18 protein-coding genes are annotated in these 19,618 nt (G+C 68.4%); 8 read left to right on the top strand and 10 right to left on the bottom strand.

Annotation, left to right across the window (positions count from 1 at the left end; genetic code table 11):
* Positions 1-125: 125 nt before the first annotated feature.
* From ABE485_RS26305 to ABE485_RS26290, 4 genes are all read right to left on the bottom strand, one after another.
* On the bottom strand, positions 126-866 hold the full coding sequence (locus ABE485_RS26305) for an ATP-binding cassette domain-containing protein (RefSeq protein ID WP_346518190.1): 741 nt from the start codon (positions 864-866) through the stop codon (positions 126-128).
* 13 nt (positions 867-879) lie between these two features.
* The gene (locus ABE485_RS26300) at positions 880-1,839 is read right to left on the bottom strand and encodes a sugar ABC transporter substrate-binding protein (protein ID WP_346518189.1); all 960 of its coding nucleotides are present in this window, start codon (positions 1,837-1,839) and stop codon (positions 880-882) included.
* Positions 1,840-1,858: 19 nt separating this feature from the next.
* A complete protein-coding gene (locus ABE485_RS26295; protein ID WP_346518188.1) occupies positions 1,859-2,800 on the bottom strand; it encodes an ABC transporter permease in 942 nt (313 codons plus the stop codon).
* A 156-nt stretch (positions 2,801-2,956) separates the two neighbouring features.
* Positions 2,957-4,456, bottom strand: a complete 1,500-nt coding sequence (locus ABE485_RS26290) for a xylulokinase (RefSeq protein ID WP_346518187.1) — start codon at positions 4,454-4,456, stop codon at positions 2,957-2,959.
* Between the two features lie 349 nt (positions 4,457-4,805).
* On the opposite strand from ABE485_RS26290, the gene ABE485_RS26285 reads away from it, so the two are divergent.
* From ABE485_RS26285 to ABE485_RS26275, 3 genes are read left to right on the top strand one after another with little or no spacing between them, the layout of a single operon-like run.
* Positions 4,806-5,738, top strand: coding sequence for a 3-keto-5-aminohexanoate cleavage protein (locus ABE485_RS26285; protein ID WP_346518186.1), 933 nt, complete (start codon positions 4,806-4,808; stop codon positions 5,736-5,738).
* A 27-nt stretch (positions 5,739-5,765) separates the two neighbouring features.
* Positions 5,766-6,965: an ABC transporter substrate-binding protein gene (locus tag ABE485_RS26280; RefSeq protein WP_346518185.1), complete on the top strand. Its 1,200-nt coding sequence runs from the start codon at positions 5,766-5,768 to the stop codon at positions 6,963-6,965.
* Between the two features lie 25 nt (positions 6,966-6,990).
* On the top strand, positions 6,991-7,785 hold the full coding sequence (locus ABE485_RS26275; RefSeq protein ID WP_346518184.1) for an SDR family oxidoreductase: 795 nt from the start codon (positions 6,991-6,993) through the stop codon (positions 7,783-7,785).
* A gap of 26 nt (positions 7,786-7,811) precedes the next feature.
* Here the strand turns inward: ABE485_RS26275 and ABE485_RS26270 are convergent, their stop codons facing one another.
* Positions 7,812-8,741 carry a LysR family transcriptional regulator gene (locus tag ABE485_RS26270; RefSeq protein WP_346518183.1) on the bottom strand — a complete coding sequence of 310 codons (930 nt, stop codon included), beginning with the start codon at positions 8,739-8,741 and terminating at the stop codon, positions 7,812-7,814.
* 10 nt (positions 8,742-8,751) lie between these two features.
* Entirely contained in the window at positions 8,752-9,867 is a 1,116-nt protein-coding gene (locus ABE485_RS26265; protein ID WP_346518182.1) for a DUF1254 domain-containing protein, read from the bottom strand.
* 168 nt (positions 9,868-10,035) lie between these two features.
* Between ABE485_RS26265 and ABE485_RS26260 the strand changes: the two genes are divergently transcribed.
* Complete coding sequence (locus ABE485_RS26260; protein WP_346518181.1) at positions 10,036-10,677, top strand: hypothetical protein; 642 nt, start codon at positions 10,036-10,038, stop codon at positions 10,675-10,677.
* A 31-nt stretch (positions 10,678-10,708) separates the two neighbouring features.
* Here the strand turns inward: ABE485_RS26260 and ABE485_RS26255 are convergent, their stop codons facing one another.
* Complete coding sequence (locus ABE485_RS26255) at positions 10,709-11,266, bottom strand: ureidoglycolate lyase (protein WP_346518180.1); 558 nt, start codon at positions 11,264-11,266, stop codon at positions 10,709-10,711.
* Positions 11,263-11,496, bottom strand: coding sequence for an Arm DNA-binding domain-containing protein (locus tag ABE485_RS26250; protein ID WP_346518179.1), 234 nt, complete (start codon positions 11,494-11,496; stop codon positions 11,263-11,265). The genes ABE485_RS26255 and ABE485_RS26250 overlap by 4 nt, the downstream gene beginning before the upstream one ends.
* 103 nt (positions 11,497-11,599) lie before the next feature.
* On the opposite strand from ABE485_RS26250, the gene ABE485_RS26245 reads away from it, so the two are divergent.
* Positions 11,600-11,980 (top strand): cupin domain-containing protein, encoded by a 381-nt coding sequence (locus ABE485_RS26245; protein ID WP_346518178.1) that lies wholly within the window; start codon positions 11,600-11,602, stop codon positions 11,978-11,980.
* A 4-nt stretch (positions 11,981-11,984) separates the two neighbouring features.
* On the opposite strand, the gene ABE485_RS26240 is transcribed toward ABE485_RS26245, so the two are convergent.
* Both ABE485_RS26240 and ABE485_RS26235 read right to left on the bottom strand, forming a co-directional pair.
* Positions 11,985-13,226: an MFS transporter gene (locus tag ABE485_RS26240; protein WP_346518177.1), complete on the bottom strand. Its 1,242-nt coding sequence runs from the start codon at positions 13,224-13,226 to the stop codon at positions 11,985-11,987.
* Positions 13,227-13,310: 84 nt separating this feature from the next.
* Positions 13,311-14,756, bottom strand: a complete 1,446-nt coding sequence (locus tag ABE485_RS26235; protein WP_346518176.1) for a sensor histidine kinase — start codon at positions 14,754-14,756, stop codon at positions 13,311-13,313.
* Between the two features lie 71 nt (positions 14,757-14,827).
* On the opposite strand from ABE485_RS26235, the gene ABE485_RS26230 reads away from it, so the two are divergent.
* The 3 genes from ABE485_RS26230 to ABE485_RS26220 all read left to right on the top strand — a co-directional run bounded on the left by ABE485_RS26230 (position 14,828) and on the right by ABE485_RS26220 (position 19,617).
* On the top strand, positions 14,828-15,463 hold the full coding sequence (locus tag ABE485_RS26230; RefSeq protein ID WP_346518175.1) for a response regulator transcription factor: 636 nt from the start codon (positions 14,828-14,830) through the stop codon (positions 15,461-15,463).
* A 301-nt stretch (positions 15,464-15,764) separates the two neighbouring features.
* Positions 15,765-16,316, top strand: a complete 552-nt coding sequence (locus ABE485_RS26225; protein WP_346518174.1) for an RNA polymerase sigma factor — start codon at positions 15,765-15,767, stop codon at positions 16,314-16,316.
* Between the two features lie 259 nt (positions 16,317-16,575).
* The gene (locus ABE485_RS26220; RefSeq protein WP_346518173.1) at positions 16,576-19,617 is read left to right on the top strand and encodes a WG repeat-containing protein; all 3,042 of its coding nucleotides are present in this window, start codon (positions 16,576-16,578) and stop codon (positions 19,615-19,617) included.
* The last annotated feature ends 1 nt before the right edge of the window (position 19,618 follow it).

The following is a 19,618-nucleotide window of genomic DNA, read 5'->3' as shown; positions in this document are numbered from 1 at the left end:
TTGTTTATTTTCCCCCCCCCCACCGCCTCTTCCCCGAGCCCTCACTCCTCCGGCCCGCCCCCCGGGTTCCGGGGCGGCGGCCTTCTTGTTTGAGCAACTGCTTTCGTACCTAGGTTGCAGCCCGATCATTCTTTCCCGGTCATCACCATGTGCGCCAGCGCGTCCGCATCCAACCCCGCCACGTCGCGCTCGATCACTTTCGTGCCGTTCTTCAAGATGGCGACCCGATCCGCCAGCGCCACCACATCAGCCATGTTGTGGCTGATCAGGATGACGGTGCGCCCTTCTTCGCGCAGCTTGCGCACCAGGTTCAGCACCAGGGCCGTTTCCTTGACGCCCAATGCCGCGGTGGGTTCGTCCATGATGACGACGCGCGCATCCCAGCGCAGGGCGCGGGCGATGGCGACGGCCTGGCGCTGGCCGCCGGACATGCGTTCGACGGGGCGGTCCATGTCTTCGATGGGCACGGACAGGCGCTGCAGGTAGCCGCGCGCGTCCTGCGCCATGCGGCGTTTGTCCAGCAGGCTGAGAAAGCCCACGCGGCGTGTCAGTTCGGCGCCCATGAAGACGTTTTCCCAGATGGACAGGCGCGGGGCCAGCGCCAGGTCCTGGTAGATGGTGGCGATGCCCTGCACCAGCGCGTCGTGCGGCGATGCGAAGACGACGGGCTTGCCGTTCAGGCTCAGGTCGCCGCCGCTGGGTTCCTGCGCGCCGGAGATGATGCGGATCAGCGTGGACTTGCCTGCGCCGTTGTCGCCGCAGATGGCCATGACCTTGCCTTCGGGCACGTCCAGGTCGACGCCCTTCAGGGCCTCCACGGCCCCATAGGACTTGCGGATCTGGCGTAGCGACAATGCGGCGGTCATGGCGGCAGGACTCTTACTTGGCGGGTTGCAGGAATTTCTGGACGTTGGTCTGGTCGACCAGCACGGAGTCCATGAACAGGTACGGGCCGGCGGCGACCTTGTCCTTGGGTTCCTTCTTGACGACGATGCGGTCGATGGAGTCGATGGCGCTGACGCCTAACTGTTCGAACGGGATCATCATGGTGGCGGTGATGAGGCTGTTGGGGTCGGCGATGCGGCGATAGGTTTCGGGGCCGCCGTCGACCGACACGAGGGTGATGTCGCCCTTCTTCATGCCCTGGGCCTGCAGCAGGTCGTCGATGACGTAGGCCTGGCCGTCAAACGAGGCCCAGACGCCCTTGAACTGGCCCTGGTGGCGCAGGAACAGGGCCTGCATGCCGTTGCGCACGTCGTCGCGCCAGCTTTGGGTGCGGGCCATGCTGAACTTGGCCAGGTCCTTGACGGCGGTGTTCTCGGTCAGGACGGCGTCGAGCATCTTGCCGCGGATGCGGGTGCCGGAGTTGCCGTCAAAGCGCGCGGACAGGATGTTGCCCTGGTAGCCCATCTTGCCCAGCAGGTACAGCACGGACTGCGCGCCCGTGGCGTATTCGTTGACTTCGACGTCGAACAGCATGTGCGGGCTGGCGCCGGACATGACGCCCACGACGGGGATGCCCTTTTCCTTGGCGGCCTGCAGCTGGGCGTCGGTTTCCACCGGCTTGCCCATGGCGACGACGATGGCGTCGACCTTTTTGTTGACCAGGGTGTCGAGCTGTTCGGCCAGCTTGGGCAGCGATCCTTCGGCGTTGAGCTGGGTGACGGTCCAGCCCTTGGCGCGGGCGGCCTCGGCCGCGGCGTTGGCGACGCGGGCGTGGGTCTCGGACGACATCTGGAATGCGACGATGCCGACGTCGAATGCGTGGGCCGCGGTGGCGGCCAGCGCCTGGATGGCGAATGCGCTGGCCAGCAGCGTGCGCTTCAGGAGTTTTTGCATGGTGGTTTCCCCTTCCGGATCAGAATTTGAAAGCCGCTTTCTTCAGCACGGCCGATGACACCGCGACGGACGCGATCATGATGAAGCCCAGCACGATGTCCTGCACGTAGTACGGCGCCCCCATCAGGACCAGGCCGTTGCCCAGCACCTTGAGGATCAGCGCGGCGACGAGGGTGCCGGGAATGTTGGCGTGGCCCGGGTTGAACATGGTCATGCCCAGCAGGACGGCGGCGATGGCGTACAGGAAGTAGTCCCCGGCCATGTTGGGCGCCGCGGACGACAGGCTGGACGTGAGCAGGATGGCGGCCAGGCCCGCGCACAGGCCGGACAGGGCCAGGCCGATGCTCTTCATGGCGCGGATGTTGATGCCGGCCAGGCGCGCGGACTCTCCGGCCTCGCCGGTGGCGGTCATGCGCGCGCCGGTGCGGGTCCATTTGATGAGGAACCAGGCCAGGAGCACGGCGGCCAGCATCCAGAGCACCAGTGCGGGAATGCCGAAGGGCTTGGCGCGCGCAAGGTCGGTGAAGGCGGCTGGCCAGCGGCCCACGTAGGACACGCCGTCGGTCAGCATGAAAGCGAAGCCGCGCGCCATGGCCGCCATGCCCAGCGTGGCGATAAGCGAAGGGACGCGCAGGCGCGTGACGGCGATGCCGTTGACCAGGCCGCACAGCAGGCCGACGCCCAGGCCCGCGCCGATGGCCAGCAGCACCGGCTGGCCGGTGTGCACCAGGGCGCCGGTGACGACGGCGGCCAGGCTGGCGACGTCGGCCACGGACAGGTCCAGTTCGGCGGTGACCAGCGCCAGCGTGAAGCCGATGGCGATGATGGCCAGGAAGCTGGTTTCCTTGGCGATGTTCAAGAGGTTGTTCGGAGCCGCGAAATTCGGGGCGGCGATGGCGAAGAAGCCCACGAGGAGGAGTCCCGCGATTGCCGTGCCGTACTTTTCCAGGATGCCGCGCATCGATTCAACCCTTGCTGCGTTCGAGTTCTTGTTGGTGCAAGGGTGAGCCACCGCCTGCCGGGCGACCACGCCCTGATGGCGTAGGAGTTTATACCTGCGAGCCGCCCGGCAGGGCCGCGATGTCGCGGCGCCGCACCTAGGTTTTTCCCCGCCCCGTCAGACCCGGATGCCGGCCAGGGCGTGCGACACGGGCGCAAGCGCGGCCTCCGCGGCACGGAACTGGGCATACATGCGGCGATAGGAATGGGCCCGTTCGGCCTGGGGCTCGTAATGCTGCGCGGCGCGCGCCATGGCGTCCTGCGCGTCGGCAAAGCTGCTGTGGCGGCCCAGGGCGGTCCAGGCGGCGATGGCGGCGCCCAGCACGCCGGGCTGTTCGGCATGGCCGACCACGACGGGCCGTTCGCAGACGTCGGCCTTGACCTGGCACCACTGCGCGCTGGAGGCCGCGCCGCCGCCAAAGCGGATTTCAGAGACGCGCGCGCCCAGCGCGGCCTCGGCGCGTTCCAGCACGATGCGGTTCAGGAAGGCCACGCCTTCCAGCACGGCCCAGGCCAGGTCTCCGGGACCATGGCGGCGGTTCAGGCCGAGGAACGCGCCGCGCAGGTGCGGATCCCAGTACGGCACGCGCTCGCCCTGCAGGTACGGCAGGAACAGGGCCGGCTGCTGGTCGCGAGGCGCGTCCAGCAGTTCGCTCATGGCATCGCCCACGCCCGCCATGCCGTCTTCGCCCAGCCGGCCCAGCAAGGGCAGCAGCCACGCGACGGTGTCCGCGCCGTTCTGGCCCGGTCCGCCGATCTGGTGATGGCCCCCGCCCCAATCGACCGTCATCAGGCCCTGCGCCTGCACGGGCTCGGCGCCGACGGCGCCGAACACTTCGGTGGTGCCGGAGATGTTGTAGGCGTAGCCCGGACGCAGCGCGCCCAGGCCGGCGACGGCCGCCCAGGTGTCGTTGGAGCAGGCCACCACCGGACGTCCGGCCAGCCGCGCCAGGGCGCCAGGCAGGCCGGCCTGGACCGGCCCGACGGTTTCCAGGGGATCAAGCAGTTCCGGCACCCAGGACGGGCTGGCGCCCGCGGCGGTCAGCAGGTCGGGGCCCGACGCGTGAGGCCGGGCCGCGGCCCCCAGGCGCGCCATGGACACCGTGTCGCTGGCCATGCGGCCGGTCAACCGGAAGTTGAGGTAATCCTTGGGTTCCAGCACCGCCTTCACGCGGGCCGCATGGGCGGGTTCCGCATGCAGCAGCCATGCCACCCGGGCCCAGGGGTGGAAGGCGTTGATCTGCCTGGACTCGGGGTGGGACGCCGGCATGGACGCAAGCCACTGCGAGACGTCCTGCGCCGCCCGCGCGTCGCGCCAGGTAATGGCGGGACGGATGGGCGCTCCTTGCCCGTCGACGAAGATCTGCGTGCGCGTGACGCCGCAGACCGCCACGGCCTGCACGGCGTCGAAGGCGGGGCCCGCCTTTGCGGCCAGGGTATCGGACAGCGCCTGAAGGCCGCGCCACCAGGCGTCGGCGTCGATGTCGTCCCAGCCGGGGTGCGCGTTGGCGGCGGCGGGGCTGTCGATATGGCAGGCGTGGACAACATGCCCCGCGCCGTTCACCAGCGCGGCGCGAAAGCGCGTGCCGCCGAGGTCCAGCGCAAGCACGCTGCTCATGGCCGAACCCCCGGATGACGGGACCGGACGCGCGCGGGCGACATGCGCCGCGTCGGGCGGGAAAGCAGGATTTGGGACATGGGGCGCAGCTTCTGGCGTAAGCCTGTTTGAGGCCGAATCAGGTATTTCGGCATGCCGATATTGTATTTCAGCGCCTGGCCGGCGGCGCGCTTTACCCGGACAGGCGCGCCATTTTCAACGCTGCACCGCAGCACCGGATTCCCTATCAATTGATAATTTCTGTTCAGGTGACAGGCACCGGAAGCGTGCGACAGAATGGCCCACACCCGGAGGAGACAGCCGGGGCCATAAGAATCCAACGCGAATCCAACGCGCACTCCAGAGGCCCATGAAAAAGTCCAGGAAGGTCATCATTACCTGCGCCATCACCGGCTCGGTCCATACGCCGTCGATGTCGCCTCACCTGCCCGTCACTCCCGCCGACATCGCGCAGTCCGCGCTGGACGCGGCCCAGGCGGGCGCGGCCATCGTCCATCTGCACGCGCGCAAGCCCGATACCGGCCAGCCGACGCAGGATCCGGCGCTGTATGCGCAATTCCTGCCGCGCATCCGGCAGGAATCCGATGTGGTGGTCAACATCACCACGGGCGGTTCGCCCGTGCTGCCGATCGCCGAGCGCATGGCGCCGGCGCTGCAGTTCAAGCCGGAGGTCGCGTCGCTGAACATGGGATCGATGAACTTCGGCATGTATGAACTGCTGGAGCGCTTCAAGGAGTTCAAGCATGCCTGGGAACGGCCTTACCTGGAGGGCAGCAATGACCAGATCTTCCGGAACACGTTCAAGGATATCGAACATATCCTGGCCGCGTGCGGCGACAACGGCACGCGGTTCGAGATCGAATGCTATGACATCGGGCACCTGTACACGGCGGCCCACTTCGTGGACCGCAAGCTGCTCAAGCCGCCCTTCCTGATCCAGTCGGTATTCGGCATCCGCGGCGGGATCGGCACGCATCCGGAAGACGTGATGATGATGCAGCGCACGGCGGACCGGCTGTTCGGCGACGACTACATCTGGTCCGTGCTGGCGGCCGGCCGCAAGCAGACGCCGCTGGCCACGATGGCGGCGACGATGGGCGGAAATGTGCGCGTGGGCCTAGAAGATTCGTTGTGGGACGGGCCGGGCGAATTGGCCAGGTCGAACGCGGACCAGGTGCGCCGCATCCGGCGCATTCTGGAGGACTTGTCCCTGCAGATCGCCACGCCCGACGATGCGCGCGAGACGCTGCAGTTGAAGGGACGCGACAACGTCGCGTTCTGAAAAATCCAATCCAGTGGGGAGACAACCATGAAAAAGACGTTGTGCGCGGCGGCCTTGGCCGCGCTGTTTGGAATGGCGGGTGCGGCGCAGGCCGACGACGGGGTGATCCGCATCGGCTTCATCACGGACATGTCCGGGTTGTCGGCGGACGCCGACGGACCCGGCGGCGCCGAAGCCATCAAGATGGCGATTGCGGACATGGGCGGCACGGTGGCGGGCAAGAAGGTCGAGGTGCTGGTGGCGGACCACCAGAACCGCGCCGACATCGCATCGTCCCGGGCGCGGGAATGGCTGGACCAGCGCGGCGTGAACATGCTGATCGCCGGCGCGAATTCCGCGGCGGCACTGGCGATGGCCAAGGTGGCCGAGGAAAAGAAGACGCCGTTCTTCGTGGTGAGCGCGGGCGCCTCTGAATTGACGAATTCGCAGTGCACGCCCTTCACGGTGCATTACGTGTATGACACGGTGTCGCTGGCGCGCGGCACGGCGCGCGCCATGATGAAGGAAGGCAACAAGGACTGGTTCTTCCTGACGGTGGACCATGCCTTCGGCCATGCGCTGGAACGCGACGCCTCCAAGGTGGTGCAGGAAGACGGCGGCAACGCCAAGGGCCGGGTGCGGCATCCGCTGAACACGGCGGATTTCTCGTCGTTCATCCTGCAGGCGCAGGCGTCGGGCGCGCAGGTGCTGGGCCTGGCCAATTCGGCCAGCGACACCAGCAACGCCGTGAAGGCCGCCAATGAATTCGGCCTCACGCCCAAGATGAAGATCGCGGGCCTGCTGGTGCTGATCACGGACGTGCACGCGCTGGGGCTGCAGGCGGCGCAGAACATGTACCTGACCACGGCGTGGTACTGGGACCAGGACGATGCATCGCGCAAGTGGGCGTCGCGCTTCGAATCCGTAATGAAGAAAAAGCCGTCCATGCTGCAGGCGGGCGACTATTCCGCCGCCACCACCTACCTGAAGGCAGTGGAGGCCACCAAGAGCACCGATGGCGAGACCATCATGAAGTGGCTGAAGGCCAACCCCGTCAACGACTTCTTCGTCAAGGACGGCAAGATCCGCGCCGACGGGCTGATGGTGCACGATATGTTCCTGATGCAGGTGAAGACGCCCGCCGAATCGAAGGCGCCGTGGGACTACTACAAGCTGGTGGCGCGCGTGCCGGGCGACCAGGTGTATACGTCGCCCGCAGAATCGACCTGCCGCCTGATGAAGCAATGACGCCATGGAAAAGACGGAAACCCTCATGAACCCTTCCGCCCTGCCCGTCGACCTGTCCGGCAAGCGTGTCATCGTCACCGCGGGCGCGGCCGGCATCGGCGCGGCGCTGGCCGACGCCTTTGCCGAGCGCGGCGCGCGCGTGCACGTGTGCGACGTGGACGACCAGGCCCTGGCCGGCTGCCGCCACGCGTGGGCGCGCGCGGACGTGGGCAGCCGCGACGAGATCGACCGCTACATGCAGACCGCGCTGTCGCACCTGGGCGGCCTGGACGTGCTGGTGAACAACGCCGGCATCGCCGGTCCGACGGCGGGCATCGCCGACATCACGGAACAGGAGCTGGACGCAACGCTGGACATCAACCTGGCGTCGCAATTCCACACCGTGCGCCACGCGCTGCCCGCGCTGCGCCAGGCGGGCGGCGGCAGCATCATCAACATCAGTTCGGTGGCGGGCCGGATGGGGCTGCCCATGCGCACGCCCTACGCCGCCACCAAATGGGGCGTGGTGGGGCTGACCCGTTCGCTTGCGATCGAACTGGGGCCGCTGGGCATCCGGGTCAATGCGCTGCTGCCCGGGCTGGTGGCGGGACCGCGCATCGAACGGGTGATCGCGGCGCGGGCGAAGAACATGGGACTGTCGGTCGAGGAACAGACCCGGCTGGAGCTATCAGGTGTCAGCCTGCGGCAGTTCGTGCGCGCGGCGGACATCGCCAACATGGCGCTGTTCCTGGCCAGCCCTTTCGGGGCGATGGTCAGCGGGCAGGCCATCAGCATCGATGGCGACCTGCAGTCCCTGCCCTGGCAGCCGCCGGCGCAATGACGGCGCTTGCAGGCCCCGCCCGACGTCTATTCCAGCAGTTCGATGGTGTGCGCGTACACGCCCTGGCGACGCTCCTGCGCCGTGGCGCGCAGGGCGTCCAGCAGCCGTGCGGTCAGGTCCTGGTTGCGCGATTCGGCGCGGGTGATGAGCAGGAAGTCGAACCACTGCCGCGACGCCAGCGGCAGCGCAACCAGGTCGGGGAAGGACGCCAGGATGTCCGAGGCCGACAGCGCGTTGACCAGGCTGATGCCCTTGACCGCGCGCACCGTGCCCGGCACCAGCGACATGTGGGCCTGCATGCCGGAACGCAGCAGCAGCGAGTCCGCGATGTCGCCCTGCGCCACGACGTAGTCGGACCACAGCGGCTTGACGTAGGTCTCGGGTGGAATATCCGCCACGGCAATGGCGTCGCGTCCGGCCAGCGGATGCTCGCGGTGCGCGATCGCCATCACGTCCGCGCGCAGGAACGGGGTGAAGCTCAACCGCGTGCTGTCGCGCCCCACCGCCCCCAGGCCGAAATCCGCGCGCATGGTTTCCACCGCGCTGATCACCTGCATGGACGACTCGACGTCGATGGAAAACGGCCGCGTGCCGTTGGCGTCCAGGTAGCGGCGCACGGCGTCGGGCGCATAGCCCAGCGCCAGCGCGGGCGAAGACGCGATGCGCAGGCCGCGCCCGCCGAACTGTTCGATGCTGTGCAGGGCTTCGTCGATGCGCACCAGCTCGTCCAGCACGAACTTGGCTTCGCTGTACAGGTACTGCCCGGCCTCGGTGGGACGCAGCGTCTTGTGCGAACGGTCAAAGAGCTGGACGCCCGTGGCGCTTTCCAGCCGCGAGATCGCGTGGCTGATCGCCGGCTGGGTCAGGTGCATGGCGTGCGCCGCCTGCCGCGTCGAACCGGTCATGACCACCGCGTAGAAAATGCGCAGGTCGTGGATATTGAAGTTGCGCTTCATGCGGCGGGCGCTATTTCTTGGGTGCAACCGGCGTCTTGGGCGCAGCCGGCGGCGCCTGCCTGCCGCCGATGACGACGACGCCCGCCTGCACGCCGGTGGCGCGCGACAGGTAGTCATTCTTGAGCGTGCTGCGGTCGCCGTAGAGCGTGTCGGTCTTGCCGCCCAGCGCGGCGCGGTTCTTGTCGATGTCGTTCTGGGCGTCGTGCATGCCCTCTTGCAGGGCGCGGCGCAGGGCGGGATTCAGGGCCTCGGTGTCGTAGGGCTCGCCCGGCCTGATGCCAATGCTGGCAAAGCGCTCGCGCAGCCATTTCTCGGTAGAGGGCGTGGGCGCGAACTGCAACAGGAAAGCCAGTTCCTCGTAGAACTCCAGCGTCGTGTAGCGTTCGGCGCGCGTGGCCGGCGCGATCCACTGCGGGGCAGCCGGCGCGGCGGGCGCGGCCCGCTTGCTGAAGGCCGACAGGGGCTGGACCTTGTAGCGCGACTGGATGCGTTCGACGTTTTTCTGGTCGGCGGCATTGAAGCGCTGGATGCGGGCCACCAGGGTGGCAAGGTCGGTTTCCGACTTGACGACCCGCGTGACGCCGGCAGGCGTCTTGCCCTTCCAGGAAGGGCCCGCGACCAGGAAGCTGCCTCCGCCATTGCCGGTGGTTCGGCTGCCGATGTCGGCCACGCGGTAGGTGTACAGGTCCATCACCTGCAAGGCCACGTCGCGGCGCTTTTCGGCGGACGGAACTGTGACGACGACGGGTTCGGCGCGCAGGTCCAGGGCCGCGAACAGGTACTGGGCATCGGGATCCGGATTGGCGGCGGGGCCTGTGCCGCCTGCGGGGTGCACGGTATTGAACGGCCCCTTGTAATGCGGACCGTTCTTGTCGATGCTGGCGGCATATATGGCCTGGTAGCTGGCGACCATGGGCGTGCCGTACAGATAGGCCTCGCGGGCGATGCTGCGCGCCTGCTGCGCGGTGACGCCCTGGATGCCGACAGACTGCGATCCGGTGGCGGCGTCGGGTGATGTAAAGCTGCATCCGGCCAGGCTGCCGCCCAGCGCGGCGGCGGCGATCAAGCGCAGGAACGGACGGCGGACGACGCGGGAAGATCCGATGCTAATCTGGCGATGGCGCATTCAATGCTCCAACATTGCGTGATGGCGCCGGCGCCAGAATGGCGGCAGCGTTGCCCGCAGGGCTTGAATCCGGGGGATTCTGGCATATTTCCCCGTCGCGTCAAAGAAACGGGAACGCGAAACGCACAGGCGCGGCCGGCGCCGGCCCGACAGGAACGGCTCACAACGATGCAGATGCAAGACCTCGACAAAGACGGCAAAAGCAGCAAAAACAACACGCCCCCCGCCAACGACGGCAACGGCCCTGACGGCGAGTCCTTCAACATCCGCGCGTCGTCCTATTTCGTGCTGCAAGCCGCGCATCGCTGCGCCGCCTGCGGCGAGCAATCGCGCGTGTACGCGCTGGCGGTGCCGCCCGGCCATGAAAGCACGGAAGCCGACCTGGACCCGGAAGACATGGACCCCGACAGCCCGGGGCTGGACCCGCAGGCGTTTCACGACTGGCTGTTCAGCCCGGCGCAATGGCAAGTCATCGACGGCCCGGCCATGATCTCCGCGACGCGCGCGCTGTCGCCATCGGTGGCGCACGCGTTGCAGGCGCTTGCGCCGACCTATCGCCCGAACCCCGACCAGAGTGGGCAATGGAGCAATTTCTGCGAACACTGCGGCACGGCGATCTGGGATGGCGCCCTGTACCCGACGCCGGGGCAGGCGTTCTGCCCCGAGGACGCCCAGGCCGCCGCGCAGGTCGTGCCGCAGGCGGTGGACGCGCCCTTCGAGGCGTACTACGGCATGTGCTGGACGGACGGCTACCGCAACAAGTGGCCGCTGTTCGCACGCATGGGTTACCCCTGCGACGACGGCGAATGACCGCAACGCCGCGGCCGTGCGCCGGCGGCCGTCAGGCGGTCTGAACCTGTTCCTGCTGCGCTTCCAGTTGGCGCGCGGGGATGGCGACGATGGCGCTTTCCGTGGCGCTGGCGTCGGTGGTCAGGTGCTGGATCAGGTCCACCGTGGTGGACCGGCGCGTCAACATCAGGCAGGTGACCTCCGGGTCGGAGACGCGGGTGGCGTGCCAGCATCCCGGCCGCATGCAGACGCCCTGCCCCTGCGGCACATGGAAGGCGGCCAGCGTGGACAGGTCGGGGCTGCCGTCGTCGGCGCTGCGGGCCACGACCTGGATGATGGCGCCCGTCAGGGGCACGATGGCCTGCTGCGTAAGCAGGTGCTTTTCCAGGCTGGCGATTTCAGGGGACCGGCTGCGGTAGTTGACCCACAGCAGCTCGGCGTCGCCGCCGGCACCCGTATTGAACAGGTGTTCCTGCCAGAAGTCAGTGGCGGGATTGGTGTACAGCGGCACGCCGTTGCCGTCCGGCATGGGCTTGCCCAGCATCCAGCCATAGGCGTTGAAGGCGTCCGGCGTGAGGTCGTTGATTTCAAGCTGCGTGTTGCTCGTCATGCAGAACCCTGTGATGGCTTGGCGCCGCGTTTGGGAAACTCGGCGTCGTAATCGAATTCGCCGCGCGCGATGGCCTCCAGGATGGCGCTCCGCCTGTCGGCGGCGCGCTTGAGATTGGCGGCAGTGGGCTTGACCCGGATGCGCTCGACACAATGCCGGCCGTCAAAGAAGAAGCCGATCTCGATGGACGATTCGGATGCGGGGCGCACCCCTTCGAATCCCTTGCTCATCGCCTGCTCCCGTTGTTGCCGATGGCCCACATGATAAACGCATCGAAGTGACGGCCGCGCTGTCATACACTGCCTTCGTGCCCCCACCCCAAGGATGCGCATCATGGCTACCGACCTGTCATCGCATTATGTATTCCTGGACGCCTCCGGCGCCGCCGCCACCGTGCAAGGCGGCGACGCGTTCTGGTCGCAGTCCGGCGCAGACCTGGAAAAGTTCGGCCGCGGCTGGCTGGTGTCCGAATACGCGTTCTCTTCGGACTGGCCGCAATGGGAGATGCACCCCGGCGCCGACGAGATCGTGCGCCTGATGGAGGGCGCGTGCGAACTGCGCCTGGAATGGCCCACGGGCATCCAGGCCGTCAGGATGGCAGCCGGCGACGCTTATGTGATTCCCAAGGGCGCATGGCACACGGTCAAGGTGATCGAACCCTGCCGCATGCTGCACATCACCATGGGCGCGGGCACGCAGCACCGGCCCGCGTAGCGCGCTATCCCGCCGCGCCGGCGGGACGCACGCGCTGGATTTCGCGGTCGTCGATGGGCCAGTGCAAGGCCGCCGACAGCACCCCCAGCGCCATCGCCCCCAGCCAGATCAGGTCATAGGAACCGGTGGCTTCGAACACGACGCCGCCCAGCCACACGCCCATGAATGAGCCCAGCTGATGGCCGAAGAACACGAAGCCGAACAGTGTCGTGATGTAGCGCACGCCGAACACCTGCGAAACCAGGCCGTTGGTGAGCGGCACCGTGCCCAGCCACACGAAGCCCATGATGGCGGCGAACGCGTAGACTGTCCACGTGGACAGCGGCAGCAGCACGAACAAGGCGATGGCGGCCGTGCGCAGCAGGTAGATGCCGGCCAGCAGGTATTTGCGGCGATGGTGCGCCCCCAGGACGCCGCAAACATAGGTGCCCATGACGTTGGTGAGCGCGATGATGGCCAGCGCCGCCACGGCGTCCGATGCGCGCAGCCCCTTGTCCATCAGGTAGGCCGGCAGGTGCGTGCCGATGAACGCGAGCTGAAAGCCGCAGGCCAGAAAGCCCAGGTTCAGCAGCCAGAAGCCCGGACGGGAGAAGGCCTCGCGGAGGGCGTCCGGCAGCGACAGGTTGGCATCGGGCGCGGCGGCGTCCCGCGCATTGCCGGCGGGCTCGCGCAGCGGCAACGCCAGGGGCAGCAGAATGACCAGCGCGACCGCAAACGCCAGCAGCGCCGCGACCCAGCCCCAGCCGCCGATCAGCCATTGCGCCGCCGGCACCATGGTGAACTGCCCCAGGCCGCCCACCGCGCCGGCCACGCCCAACGCCCAACTGCGCCGCTCCGGCGGCACCAGGCGGCTCAGCGCGCCGTAGATGGCGGCGAACGCGGTGCCCGACAGCGCAATGCCGATGCACACGCCCGCCGTCCACATGAAACCCGCCGGCGTCGTGGCGTGCGCCATGCCGGCCAGGCCCAGCGCATAGAACAGCAGCCCGCCCGCGATCACCTTGGCAGACCCGTAGCGGTCCGCGATCATGCCTGTGAAGGGCTGCACGATGCCCCAGGTCAGGTTCTGCACGGCCAGCGCGATCGCAAAGGTCTCGCGGCTCCAGCCGCGGTCCATCGTGACGGGCAAAAGGAACAGGCCCTGCACGTGGCGCACGCCCAGGGCCAGGCCCATGACGACGCCGCCGGCCAGCACCAGCAGCCATAGCTGCGAAGCGTCGAGGGAAGATTTGTTCGAAGCGGACATGGCAGACCTCTTGCGTGAAAGGTCGCCCCCGTTCAGGCGGGCACCGGCTCTATTACAGGGGCGGCGCGCCGGCGATTCAACCGATTATTTTTTGTCCGCTGCATGCGCGTGGGGAATGCCAGGGTCCGCAGCCGCCGGCGCCCATACGGAAAACACCGACCCCTTGCCCACCGTGGACCTCACCGACACCTCGTACCCCAGCAGCCCCGCCAGCCGCCGCACGATCGCCAGCCCCAGTCCCAGCCCCTGCCCTGACGGCGGCGCGTCCGGCGCGCCCGCGCCGCGCGTGAATTCGGCGAAGATCGTCTCCCGGGCCTCCGGCGCGATGCCGGCGCCCGTATCCCATACCTGGATCAAGGCGCCGCCGGCGCGTCGGCGGGCGCACAGCAGCACGCGGCCTTTGGACGTGTAGGACAAGGCGTTGCCCAGCAGGTTGTCCAGAATGCGGCGCAACAGGGCCGGGTCGGTGTCCAGCGCGATATCCGTGGGCACGACCGACAGCGTCAGGCCGCGGGCCTGCGCCTGCGGTTCGTAATCCAGGCGCAGCGCCTCGAACAGGGTATCCAGGTCCAGGGGCCGGCGTTCAACGCGCGTCAGGTGCGCGTCCATGCGGGAAACGTCCAGAAGGCCGTCCAGCAGCCGGTTCAGGCCCTCCAGCACCGTCTGCTGACGCTGCGCCACGAGCAGCGCGTCCTGCGGGCTGATCCGCCCCGCTTCGGCGCGGTTGGCCAGGATGTCGGTGAACAGGCCCAGCGCGTGCACGGGCTGGCGCAGGTCGTGCCCGGCGGCGGCCAGGAAGCGGGTCTTGGCGACATCCGCCGCGGCGACGCGGTCGCGTTCCCGCTGCAGGTTTTCGATCAGGGCCAGGTTCTCGAACCGCAGCGCCACCGTGGTCCGCAGGCTGCGGTAGGTGACGGCGCTGAAGTACATGTTCACGGCCAGCAGGCACAGGGCGAAGGCCGCATAGACCAGGTGCAGGCCGTCGCCTTCGGCAAGGCACGCGATGGTGAACGGCGCCAGCATGCCCAGCGCCGATCCCGCGTAGGCCGGCGGATAGGCGGACAGCGACGGCACGGCGCCGCTGCACATGCCGGCCAGCATCACGCAGCCGAACGCCAGCATCATGTCGTCGTGCGACAGCACGGCCGCAAGGCCCGCCAGGCCCCAGAGCAGGCCCGACAGCCAGGACAACGCGGAAAATCCCAGCACCCACCGGCGCAACGCGGCCGGGGCGACCTGGCGGCGCAGAAAGGCGCGGCTCAGGCCCACGCGGAACGCGGTCAATACATAGATCGCGGCAGCCCACGCCGCCAGCAGCCAGGATGGCGCGCCGCCGCGCATGACGTAGGCCACGGGAACCACCACGACGAAATTGGCGAACAGCACGCCGTACGACTGCCGATACAGCAGCGCGGCCAGCGCGCCGCGGATCTGCGCCGTCGCGGGCGCGGCGGCCGTGGCCGGCTCCTGGCCGCCGACGGAAACCACGGCAGAGGCGGACATCGCGGCGGGAGAGGCGGAAAGGGTCATGGGCCTGGGCGGGGGTCGGATCCCTATAATGGCGCCTCATTCTGACACATCATGTCATCACCCTGTCCCCGATGAATTTCCCGCCTCCGCAAGCCCCGCTGCGCGTCCTGATTGCCGATGACCACGGCATCGTGCGCGAGGGTTTGAAGATGATGCTGGACCACGCGCAGGCGCCGGTCGGCACGGTGGACGAGGCAGGCACGGGGGAACAGGTGATGGCGCTGCTGGCGGCGCACGGCGCCGATCTGCTGGTGCTGGACCTGGGCATGCCCGGCGTGTCGGGATCGGGCTGGGTGCGCACGCTGCGCCTGCGCTATCCGGCGCTGTACATCATGGTGCTGACGGCCAACACCGACGAGCGTACCCGCGCCGCCGTGCTCGAGGCCGGGGCCGACGCCTTTCTGCCCAAGACGGGAAGTTCGCAGCCGCTGCTGGCCGCCATCGTGCAACTGGCCAACGGCGCGGCTCGTCCGCGCGCGGCGCCGGCCGCCTACGTGCAGACGCCCGACGAGACACTGACGCGGCGCGAGCAGCAGGTGCTGGCGATGGCGGCGCTGGGAGCCACGGCGGCCCAGATTGCGCAGGACCTGCACATCAGCCCCTATACCGCGCGCAAGCACCGCGAAAACCTGATGCGCAAGCTGGGCTTGCACAGCACCGCCGAGCTGGTCGCCTACGCGGTGCGCCTGGGCCTGCCCACGGGCTAGGCGCCCGAAGCCCGTCACCCGGACACCACGGCGCGCGGGACGCGCACAGCGCCTTCCATCTGAAAAATACGGCACGCATCGTATTTGCGGCCTGCGCTTCCCTCTCTAGACTGGCCCGGCAGCACTGCGCCTTCCGTTGTCGACCCGACGCGGGGAACCGCGGCGCGCACCAGATCCCCTCGCCGCCCAAGCCCCTTGCCGCACGCCGCATCCGGTGGCGGCGCGGCGTCTTGCGCCCGCGTCCGGCCCGCGTTGGCGGACGCGCCGAGCACCCCGTCCATGAACAAGCCGCACCGTCTCCATGCACCCTGCTCCCGCCGCCGTCCCCCCGCCTTCCTCCGACCCCGTCCGGGAACTCGTGCTCGCGCAGCGCGACCGGCTGCGCCGGTTCGTCGGCCGGCACGTCGGCCACGGCAGCGTGGCGGAAGACATCACGCAGCAGGCATTTGCCGAGATGTCGCTCGCCTACGACCGCTTCCGCGGTGAAAGCAAGCCGTCGACCTGGCTGTACGGCATCGCGCTGAACCTGATCCGCAATCACCTGGCGCGCTCGCCCGAGCGGCGCTATGCGTTCGTCGACATCGATATGCTGGCCTCGGAGCCCTGTCCCGATCCCGATCCCGTGGACCGGGCGCGATGGCGCCAGAAGGTCGGCCTGGTGGATCAAGCCATGGCCGAGATCCCCGAGGATCTGCGCACCCTGCTGCATCTGATCGCCGTGGACGACCTGTCTTATGAAGAAGCCGCGCGGCAACTGGACCTGCCGATCGGCACCGTGCGCAGCCGGTTGTCCCGCGCCCGCGCGCAGCTTCGCCTGCGGTTGCGGGCCCACGGGGCGGGCCTGGACTCATGAAAGGGCTTACGCCCCGTTGAATACGATTAGCCATAAGATCGTCGATATTTACTGACTTTTGGACGGTTTTCAACGGAAGATAGCGAAATTGCGACGGGCACATTAACGCTTCGTTTTCTATAGTTACATCTACCCCGATCCGTCCCTGCTACCCCTGGTTACAGTGCTGCCTTCCCCTTTTCCTCGGCAGGCATCCGACCATGTGGCACGCCCGGCTTGGCATTTCCGTTCCCGCGGCTCCCGTCCGCGCCCGCAAGCAATGAAGACGCGGCTCCGCATCAAACCGCTGGCGCTCGCGGCAGCGATCGCCAGCGCGCAGTTCCTGCCGCCAGGCGCCGCGCACGCCGCGCCCGAGTGGATGCAGCGATGCGCGTCCAGCTTCTACGGCGAGGGATCAGGCACGTCCTGCCACCAGCCCTATCGCGAAGGATTGGCCGCGGTGCTGGCCGGCGCGGCCGATGGCAGCGAATCGAGCGCCTGGGGCTATCTGGACAAGCAGGGCCGCATGGCCATTGAGCCCGCCTATGGGGACGCCAGGTCGTTCCAGAACGGCCTGGCCGCCGTCAGCCAGGATGATCGCTGGGGCTACATCGACACCCGGGGCCGGTGGGTCATCCCGCCGCGTTTCACCGAGGCAACCGGATTCAACGCGGAGGGCACAGCCCTGGCGGAAGAGGACGGACACGACGTGCTGATCGATCGCCAGGGCAAGGTCATCAAGACCTTTCCGCTGGGCACGCGCACCTCGGGCTTTCAGCCCGGGCAGAAGCTCGCGGGCATGGAAATCCCCACGCCGCCGCGCCTGTTCAATACCGCGACCGGCAAGCCGGCAACGCTGCCCGACGGCGTAATGGCGCTGGCCGCGCCCACCAGCGGCTATCTGCCGGCCCAATCGCGCGACTCGCGCTACGGCGGCTGGTGGGGGCTGCTGGACAGCAGCGAGGGGTGGGCCATCGCGCCGCAGGCGCTGCGCTCCCTCGCGCCCCCGCTGCGCGACGGCGGCGTGGTGGCCGTGAACCGCGAGCGGGCATGGGTGTTCGTGGACGTGCGCGGCGAGCCGCTGTCGGCGGACCGCTATGAACGCGTGGAACTGCTGGCGCCCGGCGTGTGGCTGGTCAGGGCCGAAAAGGGCGGCACCTCGCTGCTCGACGGCAAGCTCAAACCGCTGCACACCTTTCGCAGCGACTATCTGGGCGTGCAGGAACGCGAGGGCTGGCGCTTTGCAGCCGAACCGGGCATGACGCTGCTGGTCGATCCCGCCGGCGCCGTCCAGCTCCTGCCGCTGCGCAGCGGCAACGTGAAAATCAACCAGGGACGAGCATGGGTGTTTGGCGTCCCCCTGTCCCCCGACGGCACGCCGGCAGGCGAACCCGCCGACGCGATGAGTCCCGCCGAGGAAGCGGAAGCGGCCACCGCCGCGGCAGCGGTGCAGGCGGCATCCGTGGCCGAGACCGCGGCCGCGTTCGCAGAAGCACCGGTCGCGGTGGAGGCCAGCGCGCAGGACGCGGCGGCAGCCGCCGCAGAATCGGCGACCGTCGCGGACGCCGCGGCGCAGGACATCGCCGGCGATCCGCCACAGGATGCCGCCATCGCCCAGGCGGGCGACGGCTCGCTCTATCAGGTCTATGGCCGGGACGGCCTCGCCATGCTGGATGCCGCCACCGTCGCCGCGCTGCGCGGCTACGACGTCAGCGAATTCCACTACGCACGCGCGGCGGGCGCCAGCGCATCGGATGCGCCGCTGGCGCTCCTGCGCCCCGGGGACTACCAGCAGCCCTTGGGCCTGCTGACCGCCGAGGGCAAGATCGTCACGAACCCGGATTGGGACAACATCGACACCTACGACGTCGCGCTGCCGCTGGCGGTCCGGACGAAAAACTACCGCGTCGGCGCGATCGGTTCCGACGGCACGTGGGCCGTTGCGCCGGAATACGCCGACATGCGCCCCTTCAGGGGCCCCTACACCTGGGCCCGCACGCCGGACATGAAGCGCGGCGACGCCGTGCTGATCGACACCCGCGGCAAAGAGGCGCCGCTGCCGGCCGACGTGCTGGAAGACGCTTCCAAGCTCGATGGCGACCTGGTCTTCTACCGCGCGTTGAACGAGAACCGCCAGCGCCGCTGGGGCATCTGGAACATCCGCACGGGCGCGCCGGCGCTCAAGCCCGCCTACGAGCAGATACAGGAATTCGAGGACGACTGGGCCAAGGTCCAGGACAAGGGCCGCTGGGGCGTGGTCAACCGCGAAGGCAAATGGGTGCTGCCCGCCACATACAGCGGCGCGTACGACATGGAATACCTGGGCGACGGCCTCATGCTGGTCGACGCGCCCGACGCGACGCGCAAGCGCGGCGGCTACAGCGAACGCGCCTACCGCCTGATCAACCTGCGCACCGGCAAGGCCGGCGAACCCATTGTCGGCAAGCCGCAGAAACTTCAGGGCGGACGCTACCTGGGCGAACTGGCCGACGCGAGCGCCGTGCTGTTCGATGCGCAGGGCGCCGCCGTGCGCGTCTCGGACGGCCGCCCGGAAAGCAAGGAGCAGTACGGGGACTGGATCTACATCAAGCACGACGAGCGCGAAGGCGCCATCGATGCCCGCGGCAACATGAAGGTGCCCGCGCGGTATGGCGAGTTCAACCCGTTCTTTGCGCAGCCCGAGGGCCTGGCCCGCGTCAACCTCGGAACCGGCTATCGCGTGATCGACCAGGCCGGCCGGACCGTGCTGGAAAAGCTGGGCGACGGCACGCCGCTGGCGTCGATGCAGCGCATCGTCTTCAACGACGAGAACGACTCGTCCAGCATCATGGTGGACCTGCAGGGCCGCGAAATCGCGCGTCTGCCGGGCCGCTACGCCATCAACGACCGCAACGCCAGCGAGGGCGTGGTGCCCTACAGCGGCGACAACGACAAGTCGGGATTCATCGATGCCGCCGGCAAGCGCGTGGTGGGTGCGCATTTCGACCAGCTGGGCGCCTTGAAGAACGGGCTGGCCAAGGCCCGCCGCCTGGAGCGCACGGGCAAGCTGTACGGCTATATCGACCTGACCGGGCGCTACGCCATTGCGCCGGCGTTCCGGTGGGCCGACGACTTCCATGACGGACGCGCGCTGGTGCGCCGCGGCCAGCTGGTGGAGTTCATCGACACCAAGGGGAAGACGACGGCGCTGTTCGGCGTGCTGTGCGACACCATGGTGATCGTGGATGCCGAGGACCGGCAAAGCTGGCCCCCGCAGAAGCTCACCTGCCCCGAGGCCGCCGGCATCGAGCCGCCCGTAACCGAACACGCCAACGCACAATGAT

It is taken from the genome of Achromobacter spanius, from assembly GCF_039673305.1.
GTDB classification, from domain to species: domain Bacteria; phylum Pseudomonadota; class Gammaproteobacteria; order Burkholderiales; family Burkholderiaceae_B; genus Achromobacter; species Achromobacter spanius_F.
This window is presented reverse-complemented; position numbering and strand designations above follow the sequence as displayed.